This window comes from Picrophilus oshimae DSM 9789, assembly GCF_900176435.1.
Lineage (GTDB): Archaea > Thermoplasmatota > Thermoplasmata > Thermoplasmatales > Thermoplasmataceae > Picrophilus > Picrophilus oshimae.
In genome coordinates this window covers 304,171-325,376 of sequence record NZ_FWYE01000002.1, presented here as the reverse complement: position 1 = coordinate 325,376, position 21,206 = coordinate 304,171, and the positions used below count along the sequence as shown (strand labels likewise).

Sequence of the window (21,206 nt, the reverse complement as noted above, 5' to 3'; positions counted from 1 at the left end):
TAAATGCTTATGATTGAACAGGCCGAGATTGATTTAATTAAAAAGAGATGGGCCGATTTTTTCGATAGATATGATTATGAAAGCGATATAAACAGGCTTAGAGAGAGATACCCAGATGAGAGGTCGCTGTACATTTCATATAAGGATCTATCATCATTTGACATTGATTTTGCAGATAATATAAGAAAGGACCCGGTCACATATCTTTCAGTCGGTGAGGATTACTTAAAGACATATATAGGAAGAACAAGGGAGAAGATAAGCAGATTAAATATTAGATTAAAGGACATACCTGAAAGGAATTTTAAATACGAGATAAGAAATGTCAGAAGCACAAACGTTGATACTTTTATCTCAGTTACCGGAATAATAAGAAAGAACACAGAGGTGCTGCCAAGGCTCGATATAGCGGTATTCCGCTGCCCCAACTGTGGGTCCATAATATCTGAAACAGAGTACTACAGAAAGATGAACGAGCCGGCAAAATGCGACAGCTGCAATTATCACGGTAAATTCATCCTTGAAATAGATCAGTCAACGTTTATAGATACACAGAAGCTTGAAATTCAGGAGAATCCTGACACGCTTGATGGAACCTCGCAGCCGCAGAGAATGACCGTTATTATGGAGGATGATATCACCGGCAAGATCTTTCCTGGAGATCGTGTAACAATATACGGTATATTAAAGGCAGATCAAAAATTTATAGGTTCAATTAAATTAACGGAATTCAACATATTTTTGTATGCAAACAATTTTAAAAAGGAGACAAAGGACTTCGAGGATATAAGAATAACAGATGAGGATGAGGAAAATATAAAAAAGTTATCGTCATGTCCTGATATAATAGACAGATTATCAAGATCAATAGCGCCATCGATCTATGGCCTTGAGGTTATAAAAAAGGCGCTTGTTTTGCAGCTCTTTGGTGGTGTCCGCAAGGTATTAAAGGATGGAACAACAATACGCGGTGATATACATATTTTAATGGTTGGCGATCCAGGTACCGCCAAGTCACAATTATTAAGATACATGACATCACTTGCCCCAAGGAGCGTCTTTGCCTTTGGAAAGGGTTCAAGTGCCGCGGGTCTAACAGCCGCTGCAGTTCGTGATGACTTCGGCGAGGGGCGCTGGACACTTGAGGCAGGTGCCCTTGTGCTTGCCGATAATGGCTTTGCAGCAATAGATGAGCTTGACAAGATGGATCAAAGGGATACAGCGTCAATGCATGAGGCCATGGAGCAGCAGTCTGTAACAATATCAAAGGCAGGCATAATGGCCACATTAAAATCTAGGTGCTCAATACTTGCTGCTGCAAATCCAAAGTTTGGAAGGTACGATGTTACAAGGACAATAGCCGAGCAGATAGATTTTCCACCGCCACTGCTTTCCAGGTTTGATATTATATTCAAGCTTGTTGACACGCCAAACAAGGATAATGATTCCAGGCTTGCCGAGCATATACTGATGACCCATAGAATAGGCGAGATATACCGAAGCATAGAGAATACAAATATAAATATAGATATACCTGACGAGGAAAAATACATACCGGAGATAGACAAGGATTTAATAAGAAAATACATATCATATGCAAAAAACAGGATTTTTCCAAGGCTTTCTGACGAGGCAATAAGGATACTAAGGGAGGAATATGTAAATACAAGATCCTCAGGTGTTGATTCAATACCAATAACCGCAAGGCAGCTGGAATCCACAATAAGGCTTGCCGAGGCTGCCGCAAGGGCCAGGCTTTCAAGTATTGTAACAGAGGCCGATGCACTTCTGGCCAAGAGCATAGTTGATTACTATTTAAAGGATGTTTCTGCCATAAACGGTAAGGTTGACATTGATATATTAAATACTGGCATGAGCTCAAGGCAGAGAAACGAGGCAGAGCTCATCATGGATGTAATAAAGGAATTAAAGAACGAAAATAAAAGGCCTCCTGAGATAGACGATGTTATAGAGTACCTTGCATCAAGAGGTATTTCAAGGAAGGACGCAGAGAACAGCATACAAAAGCTTAAAATCGGTGGATTTCTTTACGAACCATCCAGCAATCGTATAGATGTGATAAAATGATAACAATGAAGGTCACAAACATAAACGGTGAGATACTGCTTGCGGCTGCCGATTCCGAGCTGGTTGGCAGGGAGTTCAGATCCGGCAGGCTTCACATAAACGTTAAGCCAGAGTTCTATGGCGAGATGAAGGTTTCAGATGAAACTTTTTTATCAACAATGAACATATGCACAATAGCAAACCTTGTTGGCAGGCATGTTATAGACCTTGCAATAAAGGCAAATTTTATAGATCCGGAAAATGTTATAAACATTGGTGATGTGCCACATGCGCAGATGGCAAGGATGCCTGAATAACATAGCAAAGAATATATATATTTAAACAATAAAGAATAACGGATTTTAACAGGATGATAAAATGGCAGAGGAGAATAAAAACAATGAGAATTTCCAGTACATAGTGCGAATTGCGAATAAAGATCTAAATGGTGAAAGGCCCCTGAAGCTGGCCCTTGCCGATCTTAAAGGTATAGGTTTAAGGCTTTCTGAAACCATAGCAAAGAAGCTTGATCTTGATCCAGATCAGAGGATCGGTGAGCTTGGCGAGGATAAGATTGAGGAATTAAGAAAGTACATTGAGGGCAAGGTGTACGATGGCATTCCATACTGGATGTATAATCATAGAAGGGATATAACAACAGGCAAGGATTTTAACCTTGTTTCAAACGATCTCGATCTGCAGATAAACGATGATATAAACCTGATGAAAAAGATGAGGTCATACAAGGGCATAAGGCACGAGCGCGGTCTTAAGGTACGCGGCCAGAGGATGCGCTCAAACGGTAGAAAGGGCCTTGCCATTGGCGTCGTCAGAAAGAAGGAGGAAAAGAAGTGAGGTGATTTCATGGGAGACCAGAAGTTTCAAAGGAAGAAGTATTCAACCCCAAGGCATCCATGGGAAAAGGACAGGATAGATGCAGAAAGGCAGCTTCTTATAAAATATGGTTTAAAAAATAAGAGGGAGCTCTGGAGGGCACAGACGATACTTACCAATTTCAGAACACAGGCAAGGACACTGCAGGCAAAGCTGAGATACAATGATCCGCTGGCAATAAAACAGTTCCAGCTTCTTATAGGCAAGCTTTCAAGGTTAAATCTGCTTGGCGAAAACGCAACGCTGGATGATGTTTTATCATTAAACATTGAGGATATACTTGAAAGAAGGCTTGAAACGCTTGTTTACAAGAAGAACCTTGCGCTGACCATGAAACAGGCAAGGCAGTTTATAACCCATGGCCATATAAAGGTAAATGACCGTGTTGTAACCATACCAAGCTTTATGGTTGAGAAATCCATGGAGGACTCAATAACATATAATGAAACATCACCGTTCACGGATGAGAACCATCCGTTGAGAATGGAAATGTCAGGAACAAAGGAGGAAGAGAATGAATAAGACAGGAATAGCACATATATATGCATCACAGAACAACACAATAATACTTGTAACAGATCCAACAGGCGCCGAAACGATAGCAAAATCAAGCGGCGGCATGGTTGTCAAAAACGACAGGGATGAGGCAAGCCCTTACGCTGCCATGAGGGCGGCAGACATGGTCTCTGAAAAGCTCAGGGAGAGGGAAATAACAGATCTTATAATAAGGGTCCGTGCACCAGGAGGAAGCAAATCGAAGATACCAGGCCCAGGAGCACAGTCAGCAATAAGGGCGCTCTCAAGGGCAGGTTTTAAAATATTAAGAATAGAGGAGGTAACACCAATACCCCATGATGGCACTAAAAAGAAAGGTGGCAGAAGGGGAAGGAGAGTTTAATGCTTGATATAATTGAGCTTAAAGATAATTATATAAAATTTTCTATAAGCGGTATAACACCGGCAATAGCAAATTCAATAAGGCGCACCCTGATAAACGATATACCAAAGCTTGCAATAGAAAATGTTGTATTTCACCATGGTGAGATAAGGGACTCGGAAGGGAACGTTTACGATTCATCGCTGCCATTATTTGATGAGGTTGTTGCACTGAGGCTTGGACTGATACCGCTTAAAACAGATCTAAAGATGAACTTCCGTGATCAATGCTCATGCAATGGTGAGGGCTGTGATCTGTGCACTGTTAAATACTCAATAAACAAGCTTGGTCCAGCAGACGTCTTCTCATCTGATTTAATACCAATAAACAATCCTGATTTAAAGCCAGTAGATCCAATGATACCAATAGTTAAATTAAAAAAGGGACAGGCAATGCTTGTTACATGCGAGGCAATAATGGGCCGTGGTAAGGATCATGCAAAGTGGCAGGTGACCTCAGGTGTTTCATACAAATATCATAGGGAATTTAAAATAAACAAGAACGAGCTTGAAAACTGGTCTTTTTATAAGGATAAATGCCCAAAATCTGTTATATCAGAGAATGAAAATGAAATAACGTTCACAGATGATGTTGAATGCAGATACCTGCAGCAGCTCTTTGATGAAAAATCAGGTGTAACAATAACCGAGGATGATACAAAATTCATATTCCAATTCGAGACAGACGGCTCATTAACAGCAATAGAAACGCTGGATTATGCACTTAAAAGATTAAAAGAACGCTTCAATAATTTAATGGAAAGCCTGTCAGAATAAAATTTAAAAACCTCTATATGAGGTTACAGCAACGTATATACCAACTATAATTATTATTATTGAAAATATCTTTCTTAATGTTACCTTTGGTATGCTCGTGCTTATCTTTGTTCCAAAATAGCCACCGCCTATACCACCGATTATGTACGCTGCGGCTATTCCAAAGAGAACCTCACCATGTATTGCGTAATTTGCGGCCGTTACAACGCCAAAGGTTCCGACCGCAAGCAAGGAAGTTCCTATTGCGGCACTGATCTTTATCTTTGTTGAGGTTAAAAGCCCTGGAACGATTAGAAAGCCACCGCCTATGCCAAAGAAACCCGAGGCAAAGCCCACTATTATGGAAAATAATGAAACCTTTGAATACTTTGTTTCCTTTACAAGCTCCTTGCAGTCCTTTGATGGTAATGAACGGCACTTGCTTATATACATGTATATGCCTATGCCCATCATCAGGAATGAAAACAAAAACAAAAGGCTGCTTCCCTTTATTATAAGACCAAGCAATGATCCTATAATAACACCAATAACACCGATCAATGCAAAGAAACCACCTATTTTTAAATTGGCATTCTTTTTTCTTAGATGCTGGTAAAAGTTTATAAATGCATTTATTCCAACAGCCAAAGCCGTTGTTCCTATTGCAAGATGTGTGTTCTCAACACCAAGCCCAACAAAGTATATTAGCAATGGAACGGCAAGTATTGATCCCCCGCCGCCTATTAAACCAAGGCTGAAGCCAACCAGTATTCCAGAGATGATCGATAATATATACATTATTATCGTAATTTCCATAATTCGGTATTGCGTGTTTATATAAGTATTTTATCATATATGTAACTAAAAAATCATATTTATTGAAAATTTTTCTTATATCATTTTTTTATGAAATTTTTTAAAATGTTAAAGAACTGGTCCGGTTTTTCAAACTCCGGTGAATGCCCGGAATTATCTATCTTTACAAACTTTGAGGTGGCTATCAAATCATGGTATCTGTATCCATGCTGTATTGGAACCGTATTATCATTTCCACCCCATAAAATTAAAACAGGTTTCTCAATCCTGCTGAGCTCGTTTAATATATGGTCAACGCCTATACCGCCTATGATTATTACAGAATCTATTTTTGGCAGGTCAATCAATGCCTTTAGTGCCGAGCCAGCAGATACAGATGGTGCAATGATGTTTACCGAGTATAGGAAGAGTGCATTTGAAAAATCATCTATAAATTTGGAGCCCTTCTCAGGATTTGAGCCAAAGTTGTAATCATCATTTTTTTCTGACCTCCCAAAGCCGGGATAGTCTATTGCGTAAACGTTGTATCCAAACTGGCCAATCTTTCTTAATGCATCTATACCTGCCCAGTCATATGCTGTGTGCTTCTCATCGCTCATAAGTATGAAATTTCTCTGCAAATTCCTCTCATATGCAAGGTAAAACACATTTTTTCCACCGATTTCTATATTTTTTTCCTCAACTTCCATAATGGTTAATTAAGGCAAAATTAATATTTTTATCTACTTTAAATAAAAAATATGTTTAATAATGTATATTCAATAAAGAGGCATGCAATCAAAGGAATCATCTCTTGATTTCTATGCATTTATTAATATATATAAAAATGATATAGAAAATTCGTATATAAAAAAGATCTATCAGTTAAATGAAACAGACTTCATATTCCAAATTTACAGATCTGATATAAAGAAAAAGGAGCTGTTTATCTCATTATCAAGGGGAATTGCATTCTATGATGCTGAAAAACCTGAATCGGCAAGCTTAACAGCAATGACGCTTAGAAAGTATGCATCAGAGAAGAGGATAATAAAAATAGAGCAGATAAATTTTGACAGGGTTTTAAAGATAACGCTTCACACCGGCCAGGAAATTATAGTGGAACTGTTCTCAAAGGGAAATATAATAATCACAGAGAATAATATAATCAGTTTTGCACTGGATCACCATATATATAAATCAAGAAAGATTATTGTTGGCGAGCCGTACATACCGCCGGTAAATTTTAATCCATTATACGATGAAAAAACATTCTATGACATATTAATGTCCAGCAAAGCCTCAATTGTAAAGACACTGGCAACCAGGGCAAACCTTGGAGGCGATCTTGCAGAGGAGGTTCTCTACAGGCTTAATATAGATAAAAATGCCATGCCGCAGGATTTAAAAAATGATGTAAATAATATATATTCAATGTTAAACGATATTTTAAATGAAACAAAGGAAAACAAGGGTTATTACTATGAACCAGAGCAGATTCTATCGCCTGTTAGAATGTTCCACATAAGGGAGGAACCAAGCAGGGTCTTTGACGATTTTAACGATGGCATAGTTTACCAGATAAAGAACACAAAGCCAGAGGAAAAAGGCCAGAGCCAGCTTGAAAAGAGGATAGAATCACAGAGGCGCAGCATAGAGGAATTTGAAAGGTTAAGGGAAAAGTACATGAACTATGGAAGATTCTTAAGCGAAAATTTATCGAATTTATCAAAAATAATAGAGATGGTAAGATCAAATGTTAAATCAAATAATTTAAAGGATTTTAATTATAATAATATTGAAATAACAAATATCAGACCTGAAAAGAAAACATTTGAAATAAAAATGGATGATGATTTAATCAGGATCAACTATACAAAATCCGCAGGTGAGAACCTAAACATCATCTTTGATACTGCAAAGGATTACAAAAATAAGATAGAGGGCGCAAAAAGGGCCATTGAGGAATCCATGAGGTTATACGAAAAGGAGAAAAACAGAACAGAGGTCAAAAAAAGGCCCAGGTACTGGTTTGAGACATATCACTGGTTCTTCTCATCAAACAACTTTATGGTGCTCGCAGGCCGTGACGCCAAGACGAATGAATCATTAATAAAAAAGCACATGGAAGAAAATGATATATATGTTCATGCCGATCTATACGGCGCACCAAGCACATTAATAAAATCAGAGGGAAACACCATAGATGAACGGACAATAAGGGAGGCATGCATCTTTGCAATATCATTTTCAAGAGCCTGGCCTGCCGGAATAGGATCCGGAACAGCATACTGGGTGTATCCATCACAGGTGAGCAAAACACCAGAATCAGGAGAATTTATATCAAAGGGCTCATGGGTTATACGCGGAAAGCGCAATTACATCTTTGATCTGCCATTAAAATTAAAAATAACTGTAATAGAGTACAAGGGAAACAAACTTGCAATGATATGTCCTGTGGAAACAGAGGTAACTGGCAGTTACGTTGTAATATCGCCGGGCAGCAAAAAAAGGAGCAGTGTAGCGTCCGAGATAGCATCGATACTTAACATAGATCAAAATGAAATAGAATCAATACTACCTCCAGGTGGTTCAGAAATAATAGAGGAAAAAAATATGCTGAATTAATCAAGCCTCTTCTTTAATTCCTCTATTGTGGAAACATCCATTGGATCGATGTTTCTTATCATTGCAAGCTCATAACTTATGTAATCTCCGTAGTGTATTAAATAAAACAATTTTTCCAGGTAATTATCAGAATCAATATCTATTATATTGAACTCGGTATCTGTTATCTCCTTTGTTATATTTATTCTCTGTTTTATTCTTGGTCTTGATGATCCCAGGACGTAAAAGACAAAGCGTTCCTTTCTATATGTATTCTTTAATGCCATTGTATCGTTATGATTCAGCTCTGGAAAGTAATTTGAATATGCAAGTATCTTTGAATTCTCATTGAACTGGGTCTTCCAGCGGTAGGCAACCCAGCTGTATGGGGCGCTGCCGTATATGACAGGCATGTAGCTGTTCTCATATATTTTATATGCCTCCTTTCTTATATCGTCATGGTTCTGATCCATGTTATTCAGTGTATTATATGCATTATTTTTATCGTCATCGCTTATATCCAGGAACGTGTTAAAAAGCGGCATAATCATGTATCCAAGTGCAGATCTTGGCTGCATACCTCCTGGTATCTCTATATAATCTTTAACAATGGATGCAAGTTTGCCTCCTGATGTTACCGCAAAGATATTTGCATTCCTTTTCATGGCCTGTTCAACCGTGCTTATTGTCTCCTCTGTGTTTCCTGAATAGCTCATTGCAATGAATAATGTTCTGTCATTAACAAAATCAGGTATATCATAATCACTTATTGAAAAAACAGGTTTTTTTGTATAGCACTCCTGGAATATCCTGCCAGCTATGCCTGAACCACCCATGCCTGATATAACAATATTATCAAAGTCGTAATTTATATCAAACCTCTTATCAAACTTTATCTGATCCTTTAATGATTTAATCTCGTTTATAAAAGCCATGTGGTATAAATACAAAATAGGATAAAAATTTTGATATTTTTATTATAAATAAAATTAAATATGAATACATGATTTTAAAAAGGAAGTATTTAATATTACAATGTATTTTTAATCTATGTTTCGGGTTGTGGTAATTGGCGATGCAAACGCCGGGTTAATATTTGCAAATAAATTGAGGATGCATACGAATATAAATGATGTAAAGATAACATTGATAGGTAATTCAACAAAAACGTATTTTAAACCTGATGGTGTTTTAATACCATTTAATGATATAGATTACCACGAAACGGTAAGAAACACGGATTCGTTAATTCACCATGGCATAGAAAGGATAAAGGCACTGGCAACGTTAATAAATCCGGACGACCATTATGTAAAACTCGATAATAACAGGATCATAGAATATGATTATCTGGTCATAGCAACCGGGGATCGTTTATCAACTGGTGAAATAAAGGGTTACAGCGATAGTGTCCTTCATTTCTACGATCTTAACAACGCACTAAAGCTCAGGGAGGAGCTAAAAAACATAAAATCAGGAAACGTGGTCATAGGGCCTGCGAGCCTTCCCTTCCAGTGCCCCATGGCACCATACGAATTTGCCTTTGAATTAAAACTCTTTTTAAGGAAGAGGCATCTTGAAAACAGCGTCAAAATCACGGTTGTATCGCCCATGGACGGTGCACTGCCATTTAATGAACTTTCAGGCATGATAATAAAAAGGCTCTCAGATGAAAACATAGACTTTCATGGCAAATTTCAATCAGACTCGATAGATCGTGAAAAGAATATATTAACATCAAAGAACGGTGAAAGCATAAAGTTTGATCATCTGGTACTTATACCGGTGCACCATGGCCAGAGGTTCTTAATAGATTCCGGACTGGCAAATGATAATGGCTATGTCGACGTTGATAAATACAAATTAAACTACAAGAACTATGATAACCTATTTGTCATAGGCGATGCCGCAAACTTCATGCTGAAGGTTGGTGCCTTTGGGCACTCCCAGGCATCATACCTTGCAAGGCGCATAGCCTCTGAGACCTCTGGCCTAACACCGGAAGATTACTTTGATGGTTATCTTGGCTGCAGCTCTGTCGTCGATAACCATACCGGTCTGACACTTTCATTCAATTATGACTCAAAGCCCATGGCAAAGTTTTCCAGCTTTATGGATTATTATTTAAAATATATATCAGCCAATGTTTATTTTTCATCAATAATACATGGTGTTTTATGAGGTGATATCATGAAGGAAGAACTTGATTTCTCAGATATGATGGATATTGTATCAAAAATCAGTGAAAATAAGGATATTATATACGAAATCTTTAATTTGATCTCAAAGTTAAGGGATTCAGGGTTAATTGATGCTCTTAAGACCATTGAGGGAATATTACCTGACAACCTTGATTTTCTTGTAAAAAGTGTCACATCAAAGGATTACCTTGATATAATCTTCAGGGCATATGGCACCTTAAATTCAATCATTTACATGCTCGCTGAACCAAACATGTCCGAGATTATAAAAATTATAGGATATAATTCATCAGGCATTGCGCAATCAATGATTGATGGCACATCATCAGGCCAGCCCATATCAATATTTAAACTGATGTCCATGTTAAAGGACCCGGAGATCTCGGCAGCATTAAACGGAATATTTGATGCATTAAAAATTATTGGCGATTCGGTAAAAAAATTAAAGTGACCTGGCCACATTTATAAGATTTATTGCCCCCTCCCTTGTCAGGGCAGCGGACATGTAAACATCTGATATATTTTTTAGATCATCGTTACTTCCGTTTATCATAACGCTTATTAATCTTATATTGTACTTTTTTAACATTAATTTAAGCTGGTTTTTATTAACATGATCCTCACCGTCGGTTATTATTATAATTGTATTTGTATCAAGGTGCCTGTTTGATTTTATATCATCTATCGCTGTTGTGATTGCGCACTCTATGCATGTTCCCTTATTTGCCTCAACAGTTAATATATTATTTATTATATCATATGGTCTTGTAAGAACCTCATGCGGCTTGTTGTCAAAGAACCTAAGAAAGTACTTCCTCTTTTTTATTGTGGCAAGCCTGTAAAGTGCCAGTGCAACAGATCTTGACCAGACCGTTTTGGTACCCTCGTACATGCTCCCGCTCTTGTCCAAAAGGATATAATAAGAGCCCTCGCTGTTTATCACCTTTTCCCTGGCAGTAAATCCGCTGGCCAGCTTTGAATAAAAGATCTCATCTGGCATGGCAACCTCCCTTGGTATTGCATGAAGAATATTCCTTGTTTTGTAATACCCACCAAGCTCTCCAAGGTTATTTTTATTCTTCATAACCCTTGTAAACTTTGGCATTATATCTATTAAATTTGTTGCCATTGTTATTATCTTCTCTGAATTGTCAACCTTTATTATCTTATCTGTAAGATCAAGAACATTGTCAAGTGTGCCATCCTTTTTATCAGCAAGTTTTCCACCAGGATTGTTTCCCTTTAAAAGATTGTTCACATCCCTTGCCCTGTCGCCTATTCTTTCAGATTCCTTTAACGCCCTTTCTATTATCTCCTGGGCCTTTTTACCATCCATTGAGCCCCTGCCAGAGCTCTCGGCCTTTTTAATTTCATCACCCAATGCCTTTACAAAGCTTATGCTGTATATCATTGATACCTTGTCATTTAAATATGAATAGTTCTTAACCCTTTTAAATTCTGGTGTTTCTGTGTATTTTTTCATCTTTTCCCTTGCGGCCTCAAGAAAAGCATCATTATTATTATCATTTGCCAGTCTTGTTATATTTGAATAATATAAAAAGTATAAATCTGCAGCCGCGGTTTTTATCCTTTCTTCCATGCTGTTATTAATTTTTATATGTCTTGGTATTCTTTCCCTTGTTATTCTGTAAAGGCTGCTTGACGTATCTATTCCTGTTATATTTGAGTTGAACATGGTTTACATCACTTTTAATTTTTCATATTTATTTTTTGCATACTCTATTGTGCTATCTATCTTGGATAAAACATTTTGATGATATGGATTTGTATCACCGGAAAGATCCGCCTCAAGCTCCTGTAGCTTTCTGATGTATATTGCCAGCAGATCCAGATTATCAACGACCTCCTTGTAAGGTGAATTCTTCTGTATGCATGCCTCGGTATTTGATATCAGGCTCCTTGTCTCCTCTATTATCGTTGTTGCCTTCTGAACAAGTTCTGATTTATTTTCAAGTTTTGATTCCATTATTGCTGCATCAATTTTTGGCATATCCTCCTCGCTGTCGATACTGTACCTCATTGCCATGGCTATATCATTACCTGTAATCTCATTTGAATTCATTAATATGCTGAAGGCGGCGGCTATCTTTAATATCTTTATCTTTCTTCTATCACTGAAAACCACATTGTTTTCCTCAAGCTGTAATAATGCGTCCGTGTACCTGTTTAATAGTTCATGACCATCATTTTTAAATTTTGACAATCTTGATATAACATCATTTTGCAAATCCTTTAAATCATCTATTGTTATTAAAGGAGATACATTCTCGGGCCTCTCCATGATCTCTATTCCCTTTATTAAAAGCGAGTCCATAAGCGTCTTTTCTATATAGTTATGAAATATCTTTATTGGATACCTGTCAAACAGTGCCATATCCTCCTCGTCATTTGTAACCTCATTGCTTGCCGAATATATTCCGAGTATATCGAGATTAACCATTGAATTGCCATTTGGTATTCTTTTATTTAACATAATGTCCAAAAGTGTGTTTCTTATTGCAGAGCTTGCCTTAAAAACCTCATCCAAAAATATTATGTTTGCATCAGGCGGCTTACCCCTTGTTATGTTTTTATACTCACCATTCTTTAATGCATTTATATCTATTGGCCCAAGTAATTCCTCCGGTTCAGTGAATTTTGTTAATAAATAATAAAAATACTTTGCACTTACAAGCCTGCTCAATGTATCAATTATTGATGTCTTTGCAGTTCCTGGTGGGCCGATCAATAACGTCGGTTCCCCGGATATAATTCCAGCGAGAACACCATTTATGACATCCTCCCTGCCAACAAATGTATTTAATAAATACATCTTGACACGGTTTATCTTATCCAGCCTGTTCATTTAATTATACATAACAATATTTGAATATAATATTTTTGTATTTTTTTCTGAATTTATAAAAAACATTTTAAATATATCGTTAATTATTCTCCTTTTTTAGCTTCTGATATAGATCATCTATCCTTGTATTAACATCGCTTATATCAAACTCCATACCCCTGGATGATCTAAATTTTGCCATGTAAACATTTGTTGAACTGTTCTTTGATACCAGGTATAATTCTATGCCAAGGCCACCTGCACCTTCTATAATTCTTCCCGGAGATACATCTGCAGGCAGCGATACCAGGATTTTGTAATAATCATCACTAATTGCCGTTGCATAGGGGCCGAACAAAACCATGTTGTTCTTTACATCCCAGTATGCTCTGTCTATAATCCTGTTTATATTATCAATCATATCATTTATTTCTGTGACATCCCTGAACCTTATTATTACATGTATTGTGTTTGTTGACCCGTTCTTTGATGATATATAAAATCTTGTATTGTCAATTGTCTTCAATGCTCTTGATATTACAAGGTCCAGCGGGACATCTGCGTTTAGAGTTATATCTATTGGATAGTTATAATAACCATCATTATCCTTGTATTCTACTATGACACTGCTTCCTAAAAGGGCTGAGTTTGGCATGCTTATGATGTTTCCGTCCTTTGTTAGCATCTTGGAAAAAAGCGTTTTCACCTCGATGATCTTACCTGTTGTGTTTACACTCCAGACCCATGAATTAACTGTTAAAACGTCACCGTATTTAAGCGTGCTGGTTGATGATACAAAAAGCCCTGAAAGAAGGTTTGTTGCAATGGTTTGAACTGCAAGACCTAAAACGACACCGCCTATGGCACTGCCTGCAAGTATTCCTGTAACGCTGACATGGAATATTGTAAGAACTATTGCTATTAATATTACATAGATTACTATCCTTACGATAAGTGCTATGCCATAAAGGCTTGCCTTTGTTGTTTTTATTCTCAATTCTATGTATTTTATAAAGGAGCTTGCTATCATGAAGCCTATAACAAAGACTATTATTGCGCGTACACCCTCATTTATAAGTTTTTCATATGATATATAATGCGGTAAAAACGCTGTTATTATGTAATCTATTATAAAGCCAACTGCTATTGTTAATGCAATGCCTATTATTATCTCTGCTATTATCTTTATTATCTCGTTTCTTCCGCGATTAATTGTCATCACCACCTATCTCGGAAAAACCAGTATACGGAATAAGGGCCTCTGGTATTTTTATTACCTTTCCATTACGATCCTGGAAATTTTCCATAATTGCAACAAGTATCCTCTCGGTGGCTATCGCCGTGCTGTTTAATGTGTGAACAAACCTGTTGCCATCCCTTGACCTGTATTTTATGTTAAGGGATCTTGCCTGGTAATCTGTATCGTTTGATGCGGAAACAATCTCCCTGAATTTGCCCTGTGCCGGAAACCATGCCTCGATATCATACTTTTTTGCTGCAAGGTTGCCAAGCTCACCGGAGCATACGTTTACAACCCTGTATGGTATCTTAAGGCTTTTGTATATATCCTCTGAATTCCTTACAAGCTCATCAAAGAAATCCCATGAATCCTCGGGCTTGCAAAATACAAACTGCTCTATTTTATTGAACTGGTGCACCCTGAATATGCCCTTTGTATCCTTGCCATGTGCACCCGCCTCACGTCTAAAGCATGGTGATACGCCGCTGACCCTTATTGGCAGCTCATCCTCCATTAATATCTCATCCTGAAGCATGGATGCAATTGGATGCTCTGCTGTTGCTATTAAATAAAGATCGTCCCCCTCTATTTTATAAAGTGTATCCTTAAAGGTCTCTATATCGGTTGCGCCTGACATTGATTTGTAATTTATCATGAATGGTGGCTCAAGTACCGTGTAGCCACGCTGCGATAAAAAGTCAACAGCGTAATTTATCAATGCAAGCTCAAGTTTGAAGAGCCTGTTCTTTAGAAAATAGAATCTTGCACCTGCTATCTTGCCGGCCCTTTCTATATCAGCAAGATTAAGCTCAGATATTAAATCAACGTGGCTTTTTGGCCTGTAATCAATCTCCTCGTAATCTCCGGAGCCACTGTTTTCAATGAAGTATTTTACATCATCAGAAAACACCCTGGCCCTTCCATAATATCTTACAAGCCTGTTGTTCTCATCGCCAAAGCATCTCGGCACATCATCTGCAAGCAGGTTTGGTATCAACCTTAAAATCTCGTTTCTTTTTACATCTATTTCATTCTGCCTGCCCTCAAGCCTTTGTATATCAATGTTCAATGATTCAACCTTTAACTTTAAATCATTTATATCATCCCCGGCCTTTATTCTCCTTGATATTTCCATTGTTATGCTATTTTTATCGTGCTTTATATTGTTCAATTGCTTTAAATTTTCCTTCCATTCATTATCAAGCTCAAAGAACTCATCAAGGATCCTGGTATCAAACCCGCGATCCCTGCACGATTTATAAAATATTTCGCTGTTAAGCCTCAAAAGCTTTATATCAATCATTATCTGGTAAACAAATTATTATAAATATTATTTTCGTTTTAAATTAATATAAAATATCAAAACACATTTATGCAGAACGATCTTGCAAATTCGAGCTCGATTTCATTTAATTCTGCCGGTATTATTATTGATGCCGGCGAATCCTCAATGTCAAGTTCAAGCATTTTTGATATATTCGAAAAATATATCTTTTCATAACATGATCCTATTTTAATACCGGCAAACAGCAATGTATCTTCCCTTATCAGGCCTTTATGTTTTTTATCCTCCATGGCAAGAAGATTGTTTAACGCATCGTTTATAGGCATTGTTCTGCCATCCTTTAAATCAAGAAGGATTAAGGTATGCATATTATTAATGTAATTTTTGTATATTTTATCATAGACGCTCAATGGAAAGAATTTATCAGATGTAAATGGCATTGATACAATGCTTCCAAACCTGTATATAAAAAGCCCGGTTCTTGATGGGAAGGCCGTTATTATAGATGCATTTTCATAGATATTCACATCAATGCCCTTTTCAATGGCACTTCTTCTTATCTGGTTATGTGTCGTTGCTGATAGTGCATCACCGGTCACAACTATTGTAATATTCTCTGTTACAGCCCTTTCTATTATAGGACCCTCGTTTTCAAGAACATCCCTTGTTGCCTTTAAAGTATTTGCATTTATTTTTATTAAATCCTCGAAGGTTTTATCAGGTGATATCGATGTATAAATATCAAAATAAACAAGATCACTCTTTTTTATTACATCGTACATCTCCATGGTAATGCTGTTTATCCCACGGAGACCAATACCAATAATATTTAATGTTATATTAATTCCTCCTCTATTCTTATAAGCTCGTTTAATTTTGCGAGGCGCTCACCACCTATTGTTCCTGTTTTTATCAATGGCGATCCAAATGCAACGGCGAGATGTGCTATAAAATCATCCGTTGTTTCACCGCTCCTGTGCGATACAACGGTTTTTAATCCATGTTCTGTTGCAATTCTCACACTCCTGGCTGTATCGCTCAATGTTCCTATCTGATTAACCTTTATTAAAACACCGTTTGTTGATCTCTTTTCAATGCCCTTTTTTATCCTTTCAGGATTTGTTGTATATAAATCATCTCCAACAATTAAGGATTTGTCGCCAACCTTTGAGGTTATCTCTGAAAAACCATCAAAATCCTGGTCATTTAATGGGTCCTCAATGTAATAAAAGCCATGATCCCTTGATATTGAAATTGCGTAATCTATCTGCTGATCCCTTGTAAGCTTTCTATTTTTATAAATATAATAATTGCCATCATAGAATGAATCTGCTGCAAAATCAACACCGTTTAAAACCTTTATTTTATACTCTGATGATATATCTTTAGATGCATTTTTTATTATTTCTATGGCATCCTCATCGGATATGTCACATGTCCATGCCTTTTCATCACCAAGACCTATGCTCTGATTTTTAAACATGCCTGATAAAATCTCACCAATCCTTCTATGTATTAATATATTATAATATATGGAATCAAGCACTGTTTTTCCCTGGGCAGAAACAAGAAATTCCTGTATTGTTGTACCATTTTTTGAATGCTTTCCACCGCCTATAACGTTTCCAATAGGTCTTGGCATTGAATAATTAATTCCGCCAACGTATCTATACATTGGTATGCCAAGGGCATTTGAAACGGCCTTTGCATTTGCTATTGATATTGCAGTTGCTATATTGCCACCAAGATTTGAGAAATTATCGGTGCCATCTATTTCATGAAGCATTCTGTCAAGACCCTCCTGGTTTATGCTGTTAAAACCCTTCAACGCTTTTTTTACATGCCTGTAAAAGAAATCTATTCCGTTATCAATGTTATTATCAGGATATGCTATAACCTCTGTCTTACCAGTGCTTGCACCTGCAGGCGCTGAGGCAGTCCCGGATGCATTCTCAAGAATTACTGTAACCTCGGCACTGAAATTCCCTCTTGAATCAAAGATCTTTCTTATTTTTGTATCCTTAATTTCAAAATTCATGTTCACATTATACAATATAATCTTAAAAATTTATTCTATGGAAATTTACAATATTTTTTATAAAATAATTCAAAAAAACATGCATTATCATGTGACAAAATTATATGCAAAGAATTATCTATGTAAGATAAACATAGACAAGCATATGGTCTTTTTTTGATATTAAAAGGAATCAGTGCAATTATACATTTTTAAATATTTTATAATAAATAAAATTTTTGTTTAGCTTAATAAAAAAATCATCTGGCAAATTTTTAAAAATTATTAATAGGAAAACTTATTTAATAAGATTGAATTATCATAATGTGGAAAATCAAGTTGATGAGGTTGAAGAGTGGGTATCAAAACTTGGCATAAAAACCACCAAGGAAGTCGAGGTACCTAAGCTGCTGTTTAACCAGGTAATTGGTCAGGAAACGGCAGGCGAGGTAATAAAAAAGGCAGCAATGCAGAAGAGGCATGTCCTGCTGATAGGTGATCCTGGAACTGGAAAATCAATGCTTGCACAGTCAATGGTTGACTTTCTACCAAAGGAGGAACTTGAGGACATACTATGCTTTCCAAATATGGAGGATCCAAATAAACCAAAGATAAAAACATTCCCGGCAGGCAAGGGAAAGGAGATTGTAAAGCAATACCAGATAAAGGCCGAGCGTGATAGGAAGGATAGATCAAGAAGCCTTCTTTTTATAATATTCTCAATAATACTTCTTGGAATAGTAATGGCAGTTGTTCTCAGGAGCTATTCTATAATATTCTTCGCAATACTTGCAGCAGCATTCCTTTACGTTCTTCTTGCAATGAACCCTGTTGCCAGGGTTGAAAGAAGCATGGTTCCAAAGATACTGGTATCACACAACACAAATGATAAGCCACCATTTATTGACTCAACGGGTGCACATTCTGGAGCACTTTTAGGCGATGTCAGGCACGATCCATTCCAGTCTGGTGGTCTTGAAACACCAGCCCATGAGAGGGTTGAGGCCGGAAATATACATAAGGCCGATAAGGGCGTTTTATTCATAGATGAAATAAACCTGTTAAGACCTGAAGATCAGCAGGCCTTATTAACAGCAATGCAGGAGAAAAAATATTCAATATCCGGACAGAGCGAGAGAAGCGCAGGTGCCATGGTTCAGACTGAACCGGTGCCATGCGATTTTGTTCTTGTTGCAGCAGGAAACATAGATGCATTGAGGAACATGCATCCCGCATTAAGATCAAGGATACGTGGATATGGATACGAGGTCTTCATGAATGATGCAATGGATGATAACGATGAGAACAGAAAGAAACTTGTTCAGTTCATAGCACAGGAAATAGCAAAGGATAAAAAGATACCGCCTTTTGATACATCTGCAATAGTCGAGATCATAAAGGAGGCCCAGAAGAGGGCCGGCAGGAAGGGTAAATTAACATTAAGACTAAGGGAGCTAGGAGGACTTGTGCGTGTCGCCGGTGATATAGCAGTTGCGGAAAAGGCAGATATAGTTACCGGAAGGCATGTGACAATGGCAAAGGAACTGAGCAAACCTGTTGAACAGCAGATAGCAGACCGCGCAATAGAGGTTAAAAAGCTTTACAATACATTCCTCGGTGAGGGAGAAGCCGTTGGAAAGGTAAATGGCCTTGCAGTTATGGGCTCCCAGGAATTATCAGACTTAAGCGGTATAGTCATGCCAATAGTTGCTGAAGTTACACCTGCACAGCACAAGGGTAACGGCATGGTCTATGCAACGGGCAAGCTTGGTGATATAGCAAAGGAGGCTGTTGAAAACGTCTCTGCAGTCATAAAGAAGATCAGCGGTAAAAACATATCAGACGTTGATATACATATACAGTTCGTTGGCACCTATGAAGGCGTTGAGGGAGACTCTGCAAGTGTTTCAATAGCAACGGCAGTGATCTCTGCACTTGAAAGGATACCAATAGATCAGACAATAGCAATGACCGGATCATTAAGCGTTCGTGGTGAGGTATTACCGGTAGGCGGTGTCACGGCAAAAATAGAGGCTGCAATAGATGCCGGCCTGAAAAAGGTTGTGATACCATTATCAAACCTGAACGATGTCATACTTGACGAGGCACATAGAAACAGGATAGAGATAATACCTGCGGCCACAATAGAGGACGTTTTAAACGTTGCACTTGTTAAAAGCCCAGAAAAGGATGATTTCTTCAAGCAGCTGCATGACACGCTTGGCGAGAACGAGAAGGCAATAACAACGCAGAGAACAGGTACAAATGCAGCCTAAATTAAAATTCTTTTTTATAGACAAATCATATTTTAAAGATTTAATTGATTATTCAAGATCAAGGGATGCGCTCTTTCAGTTTATAAATCCCGCCGTGGTTTTTTCAGAGGTTCATATACTTGAGGCTTACAGAAGGGCATCAAGGTACATGCTTCATAATAATAATATAAGATCCATGGGCGGTCTTCTGCTGGCATATATAACAGGCGAGAAGGATATAAAAAAGGCCATAGAGATTGGCGGTCTTATTGATTCTGGAAAGTATATATTAATTTATGAAAATGATAACGATCTAAAACCATTAAAAAATTTAAATGAAATAGAAAATTTTCTGGTAAGGGATTTAAAATCAAGGGACTTTGAAATATTTTCAGCTATGAGCTATTTAGACTCGCTGCTTTAGTTTCATATTATTAAACATTTTTATTATATTATTCCTGTTTTCATTGAATTCAATTATTCTTCTTCTTATTGCAATTGATGCGACAATGTTTCCAATTAGAACAGAATCATTTATGCTGTAATTGTTATAGATACCAAAATAGAAGCCTGCCCTGAATGAATCACCGGCACCTATTGTATCATATATAAAATCTGATTTAACAGCGGGAACATGAAACTCATTATTTTTATGGAAAACGGATGCACCATCAGAACCCATCGTTACTATTATATAATCGCTAAGATTATTTAACTCATGCTCGGAAAGACCAGTCATTGATTTTAGGTAATTAAACTCATTCTTATTAAACATTGATATGTAAGACCTTGACATTATATCTATTATTTTATCCTTATTGTAAAGGTACCATATCTCCTGGCCAGGATCAAAGACTATCCTTGATTTTTCATTGTTTGCAGCTATTTTTTGGTACTCATCTGATGGGCCAGTGCCAAGGTGGACATATTTATAATTATAATCAAAGGATAATGATGGCCTCCATGAATCCATTGGGCCCTGGTACATATATGCAACCTGTTCATTTCCATCTGTTGGTATATAGCATATTGGTCCCATTGAATTCTCTATTTCAACATGGTCTATGTTTATTTTTCTTCTCCTGAGCTCATTTATGTAGTCATTATGCGTTAATGAACCGACCTTTGAATACAAATCAAAGCTCAAACCAAGGGATGCCGCTACAAAGGCAAAATTGCCTGCAGTGCCTGCAAACTCATTAGAAACATTTTTAACACCAACTGATTCCTCCCGCATAGGCAGCCTGGGAACAGATATTTTAACATCAATGTTTATGTGCCCAAAAAAGGCCAGGAACTTCATTCATT

At 37.3% G+C, this 21,206-nt stretch carries 21 protein-coding genes; 11 read left to right on the top strand and 10 right to left on the bottom strand.

Annotated features, from left to right (window positions below; translation table 11 throughout):
* Positions 1–9: 9 nt before the first annotated feature.
* The 6 genes from B8780_RS05175 (at position 10) to B8780_RS05150 (ending at position 4,674) form a co-directional block, all read left to right on the top strand.
* Positions 10–2,088 (top strand): minichromosome maintenance protein MCM, encoded by a 2,079-nt coding sequence (locus tag B8780_RS05175; protein ID WP_236719392.1) that lies wholly within the window; start codon positions 10–12, stop codon positions 2,086–2,088.
* Entirely contained in the window at positions 2,085–2,384 is a 300-nt protein-coding gene (locus tag B8780_RS05170; RefSeq protein ID WP_011178019.1) for a DUF424 domain-containing protein, read from the top strand. The genes B8780_RS05175 and B8780_RS05170 overlap by 4 nt, the downstream gene beginning before the upstream one ends.
* A 61-nt stretch (positions 2,385–2,445) precedes the next feature.
* Positions 2,446–2,922, top strand: a complete 477-nt coding sequence (locus tag B8780_RS05165; RefSeq protein WP_011178020.1) for a 30S ribosomal protein S13 — start codon at positions 2,446–2,448, stop codon at positions 2,920–2,922.
* 9 nt (positions 2,923–2,931) lie between these two features.
* On the top strand, positions 2,932–3,483 hold the full coding sequence (locus tag B8780_RS05160; RefSeq protein ID WP_011178021.1) for a 30S ribosomal protein S4: 552 nt from the start codon (positions 2,932–2,934) through the stop codon (positions 3,481–3,483).
* A complete protein-coding gene (locus B8780_RS05155; RefSeq protein WP_011178022.1) occupies positions 3,476–3,859 on the top strand; it encodes a 30S ribosomal protein S11 in 384 nt (127 codons plus the stop codon). The genes B8780_RS05160 and B8780_RS05155 overlap by 8 nt, the downstream gene beginning before the upstream one ends.
* Positions 3,859–4,674 (top strand): DNA-directed RNA polymerase subunit D, encoded by an 816-nt coding sequence (locus B8780_RS05150; RefSeq protein ID WP_011178023.1) that lies wholly within the window; start codon positions 3,859–3,861, stop codon positions 4,672–4,674. Before B8780_RS05155 ends, B8780_RS05150 begins: the two co-directional genes overlap by 1 nt.
* A gap of 3 nt (positions 4,675–4,677) precedes the next feature.
* On the opposite strand, the gene B8780_RS05145 is transcribed toward B8780_RS05150, so the two are convergent.
* Together B8780_RS05145 and B8780_RS05140 are read right to left on the bottom strand one after the other, a co-directional pair.
* Complete coding sequence (locus tag B8780_RS05145; RefSeq protein WP_011178024.1) at positions 4,678–5,469, bottom strand: sulfite exporter TauE/SafE family protein; 792 nt, start codon at positions 5,467–5,469, stop codon at positions 4,678–4,680.
* Between the two features lie 80 nt (positions 5,470–5,549).
* Complete coding sequence (locus tag B8780_RS05140; RefSeq protein WP_011178025.1) at positions 5,550–6,158, bottom strand: alpha/beta fold hydrolase; 609 nt, start codon at positions 6,156–6,158, stop codon at positions 5,550–5,552.
* Positions 6,159–6,240: 82 nt separating this feature from the next.
* Here B8780_RS05140 and rqcH point away from each other — a divergent pair, with 82 nt between their 5' ends.
* Positions 6,241–8,076 (top strand): ribosome rescue protein RqcH, encoded by a 1,836-nt coding sequence (rqcH, locus tag B8780_RS05135; RefSeq protein ID WP_011178026.1) that lies wholly within the window; start codon positions 6,241–6,243, stop codon positions 8,074–8,076.
* Here rqcH and B8780_RS05130 read toward each other — a convergent pair.
* Entirely contained in the window at positions 8,073–8,990 is a 918-nt protein-coding gene (locus tag B8780_RS05130; RefSeq protein WP_011178027.1) for a bifunctional phosphoglucose/phosphomannose isomerase, read from the bottom strand. The two genes, rqcH and B8780_RS05130, sit on opposite strands and share 4 nt — an antisense overlap.
* A 115-nt stretch (positions 8,991–9,105) precedes the next feature.
* Between B8780_RS05130 and B8780_RS05125 the strand changes: the two genes are divergently transcribed.
* On the top strand, positions 9,106–10,236 hold the full coding sequence (locus B8780_RS05125; protein ID WP_084272887.1) for an NAD(P)/FAD-dependent oxidoreductase: 1,131 nt from the start codon (positions 9,106–9,108) through the stop codon (positions 10,234–10,236).
* 9 nt (positions 10,237–10,245) lie between these two features.
* A complete protein-coding gene (locus tag B8780_RS05120) occupies positions 10,246–10,707 on the top strand; it encodes a helical membrane plugin domain-containing protein (protein WP_084272886.1) in 462 nt (153 codons plus the stop codon).
* Here B8780_RS05120 and B8780_RS05115 read toward each other — a convergent pair.
* The 6 genes from B8780_RS05115 to eno form a co-directional block, all read right to left on the bottom strand.
* Positions 10,699–11,952 (bottom strand): vWA domain-containing protein, encoded by a 1,254-nt coding sequence (locus B8780_RS05115; RefSeq protein WP_011178030.1) that lies wholly within the window; start codon positions 11,950–11,952, stop codon positions 10,699–10,701. The genes B8780_RS05120 and B8780_RS05115 overlap by 9 nt on opposite strands.
* Positions 11,953–11,955: 3 nt before the next feature.
* On the bottom strand, positions 11,956–13,122 hold the full coding sequence (locus B8780_RS05110) for an AAA family ATPase (RefSeq protein ID WP_084272885.1): 1,167 nt from the start codon (positions 13,120–13,122) through the stop codon (positions 11,956–11,958).
* Positions 13,123–13,201: 79 nt separating this feature from the next.
* On the bottom strand, positions 13,202–14,320 hold the full coding sequence (locus tag B8780_RS05105) for a mechanosensitive ion channel domain-containing protein (protein WP_084272884.1): 1,119 nt from the start codon (positions 14,318–14,320) through the stop codon (positions 13,202–13,204).
* A complete protein-coding gene (gene serS / locus B8780_RS05100; protein WP_084272883.1) occupies positions 14,310–15,644 on the bottom strand; it encodes a serine--tRNA ligase in 1,335 nt (444 codons plus the stop codon). The genes B8780_RS05105 and serS overlap by 11 nt, the downstream gene beginning before the upstream one ends.
* Positions 15,645–15,700: 56 nt before the next feature.
* On the bottom strand, positions 15,701–16,450 hold the full coding sequence (gene dph5 / locus B8780_RS05095) for a diphthine synthase (RefSeq protein ID WP_084272882.1): 750 nt from the start codon (positions 16,448–16,450) through the stop codon (positions 15,701–15,703).
* 11 nt (positions 16,451–16,461) lie between these two features.
* Positions 16,462–17,664: a phosphopyruvate hydratase gene (gene eno / locus B8780_RS05090; protein WP_084272881.1), complete on the bottom strand. Its 1,203-nt coding sequence runs from the start codon at positions 17,662–17,664 to the stop codon at positions 16,462–16,464.
* Positions 17,665–17,969: 305 nt separating this feature from the next.
* On the opposite strand from eno, the gene lonB reads away from it, so the two are divergent.
* Together lonB and cgi121 are read left to right on the top strand one after the other, a co-directional pair.
* The gene (lonB, locus tag B8780_RS05085) at positions 17,970–19,919 is read left to right on the top strand and encodes an ATP-dependent protease LonB (protein ID WP_011178036.1); all 1,950 of its coding nucleotides are present in this window, start codon (positions 17,970–17,972) and stop codon (positions 19,917–19,919) included.
* Positions 19,909–20,322: a KEOPS complex subunit Cgi121 gene (gene cgi121, locus B8780_RS05080; RefSeq protein ID WP_011178037.1), complete on the top strand. Its 414-nt coding sequence runs from the start codon at positions 19,909–19,911 to the stop codon at positions 20,320–20,322. Before lonB ends, cgi121 begins: the two co-directional genes overlap by 11 nt.
* Here the strand turns inward: cgi121 and B8780_RS05075 are convergent.
* Positions 20,305–21,201: a nucleoside kinase gene (locus B8780_RS05075; protein WP_084272880.1), complete on the bottom strand. Its 897-nt coding sequence runs from the start codon at positions 21,199–21,201 to the stop codon at positions 20,305–20,307. The two genes, cgi121 and B8780_RS05075, sit on opposite strands and share 18 nt — an antisense overlap.
* Positions 21,202–21,206 lie beyond the last annotated feature (5 nt).

Coding starts and splice junctions, on each gene's coding strand:
- B8780_RS05175 (WP_236719392.1), top strand. CDS start 10: ATGATTGAACAGGCCGAGATTGATTTAATTAAAAAGAGATGGGCCGAT.
- B8780_RS05170 (WP_011178019.1), top strand. CDS start 2,085: ATGATAACAATGAAGGTCACAAACATAAACGGTGAGATACTGCTTGCG.
- B8780_RS05165 (WP_011178020.1), top strand. CDS start 2,446: ATGGCAGAGGAGAATAAAAACAATGAGAATTTCCAGTACATAGTGCGA.
- B8780_RS05160 (WP_011178021.1), top strand. CDS start 2,932: ATGGGAGACCAGAAGTTTCAAAGGAAGAAGTATTCAACCCCAAGGCAT.
- B8780_RS05155 (WP_011178022.1), top strand. CDS start 3,476: ATGAATAAGACAGGAATAGCACATATATATGCATCACAGAACAACACA.
- B8780_RS05150 (WP_011178023.1), top strand. CDS start 3,859: ATGCTTGATATAATTGAGCTTAAAGATAATTATATAAAATTTTCTATA.
- B8780_RS05145 (WP_011178024.1), bottom strand. CDS start 5,469: ATGGAAATTACGATAATAATGTATATATTATCGATCATCTCTGGAATA.
- B8780_RS05140 (WP_011178025.1), bottom strand. CDS start 6,158: ATGGAAGTTGAGGAAAAAAATATAGAAATCGGTGGAAAAAATGTGTTT.
- rqcH (WP_011178026.1), top strand. CDS start 6,241: ATGCAATCAAAGGAATCATCTCTTGATTTCTATGCATTTATTAATATA.
- B8780_RS05130 (WP_011178027.1), bottom strand. CDS start 8,990: ATGGCTTTTATAAACGAGATTAAATCATTAAAGGATCAGATAAAGTTT.
- B8780_RS05125 (WP_084272887.1), top strand. CDS start 9,106: ATGTTTCGGGTTGTGGTAATTGGCGATGCAAACGCCGGGTTAATATTT.
- B8780_RS05120 (WP_084272886.1), top strand. CDS start 10,246: ATGAAGGAAGAACTTGATTTCTCAGATATGATGGATATTGTATCAAAA.
- B8780_RS05115 (WP_011178030.1), bottom strand. CDS start 11,952: ATGTTCAACTCAAATATAACAGGAATAGATACGTCAAGCAGCCTTTAC.
- B8780_RS05110 (WP_084272885.1), bottom strand. CDS start 13,122: ATGAACAGGCTGGATAAGATAAACCGTGTCAAGATGTATTTATTAAAT.
- B8780_RS05105 (WP_084272884.1), bottom strand. CDS start 14,320: ATGACAATTAATCGCGGAAGAAACGAGATAATAAAGATAATAGCAGAG.
- serS (WP_084272883.1), bottom strand. CDS start 15,644: ATGATTGATATAAAGCTTTTGAGGCTTAACAGCGAAATATTTTATAAA.
- eno (WP_084272881.1), bottom strand. CDS start 17,664: ATGAATTTTGAAATTAAGGATACAAAAATAAGAAAGATCTTTGATTCA.
- cgi121 (WP_011178037.1), top strand. CDS start 19,909: ATGCAGCCTAAATTAAAATTCTTTTTTATAGACAAATCATATTTTAAA.
- B8780_RS05075 (WP_084272880.1), bottom strand. CDS start 21,201: ATGAAGTTCCTGGCCTTTTTTGGGCACATAAACATTGATGTTAAAATA.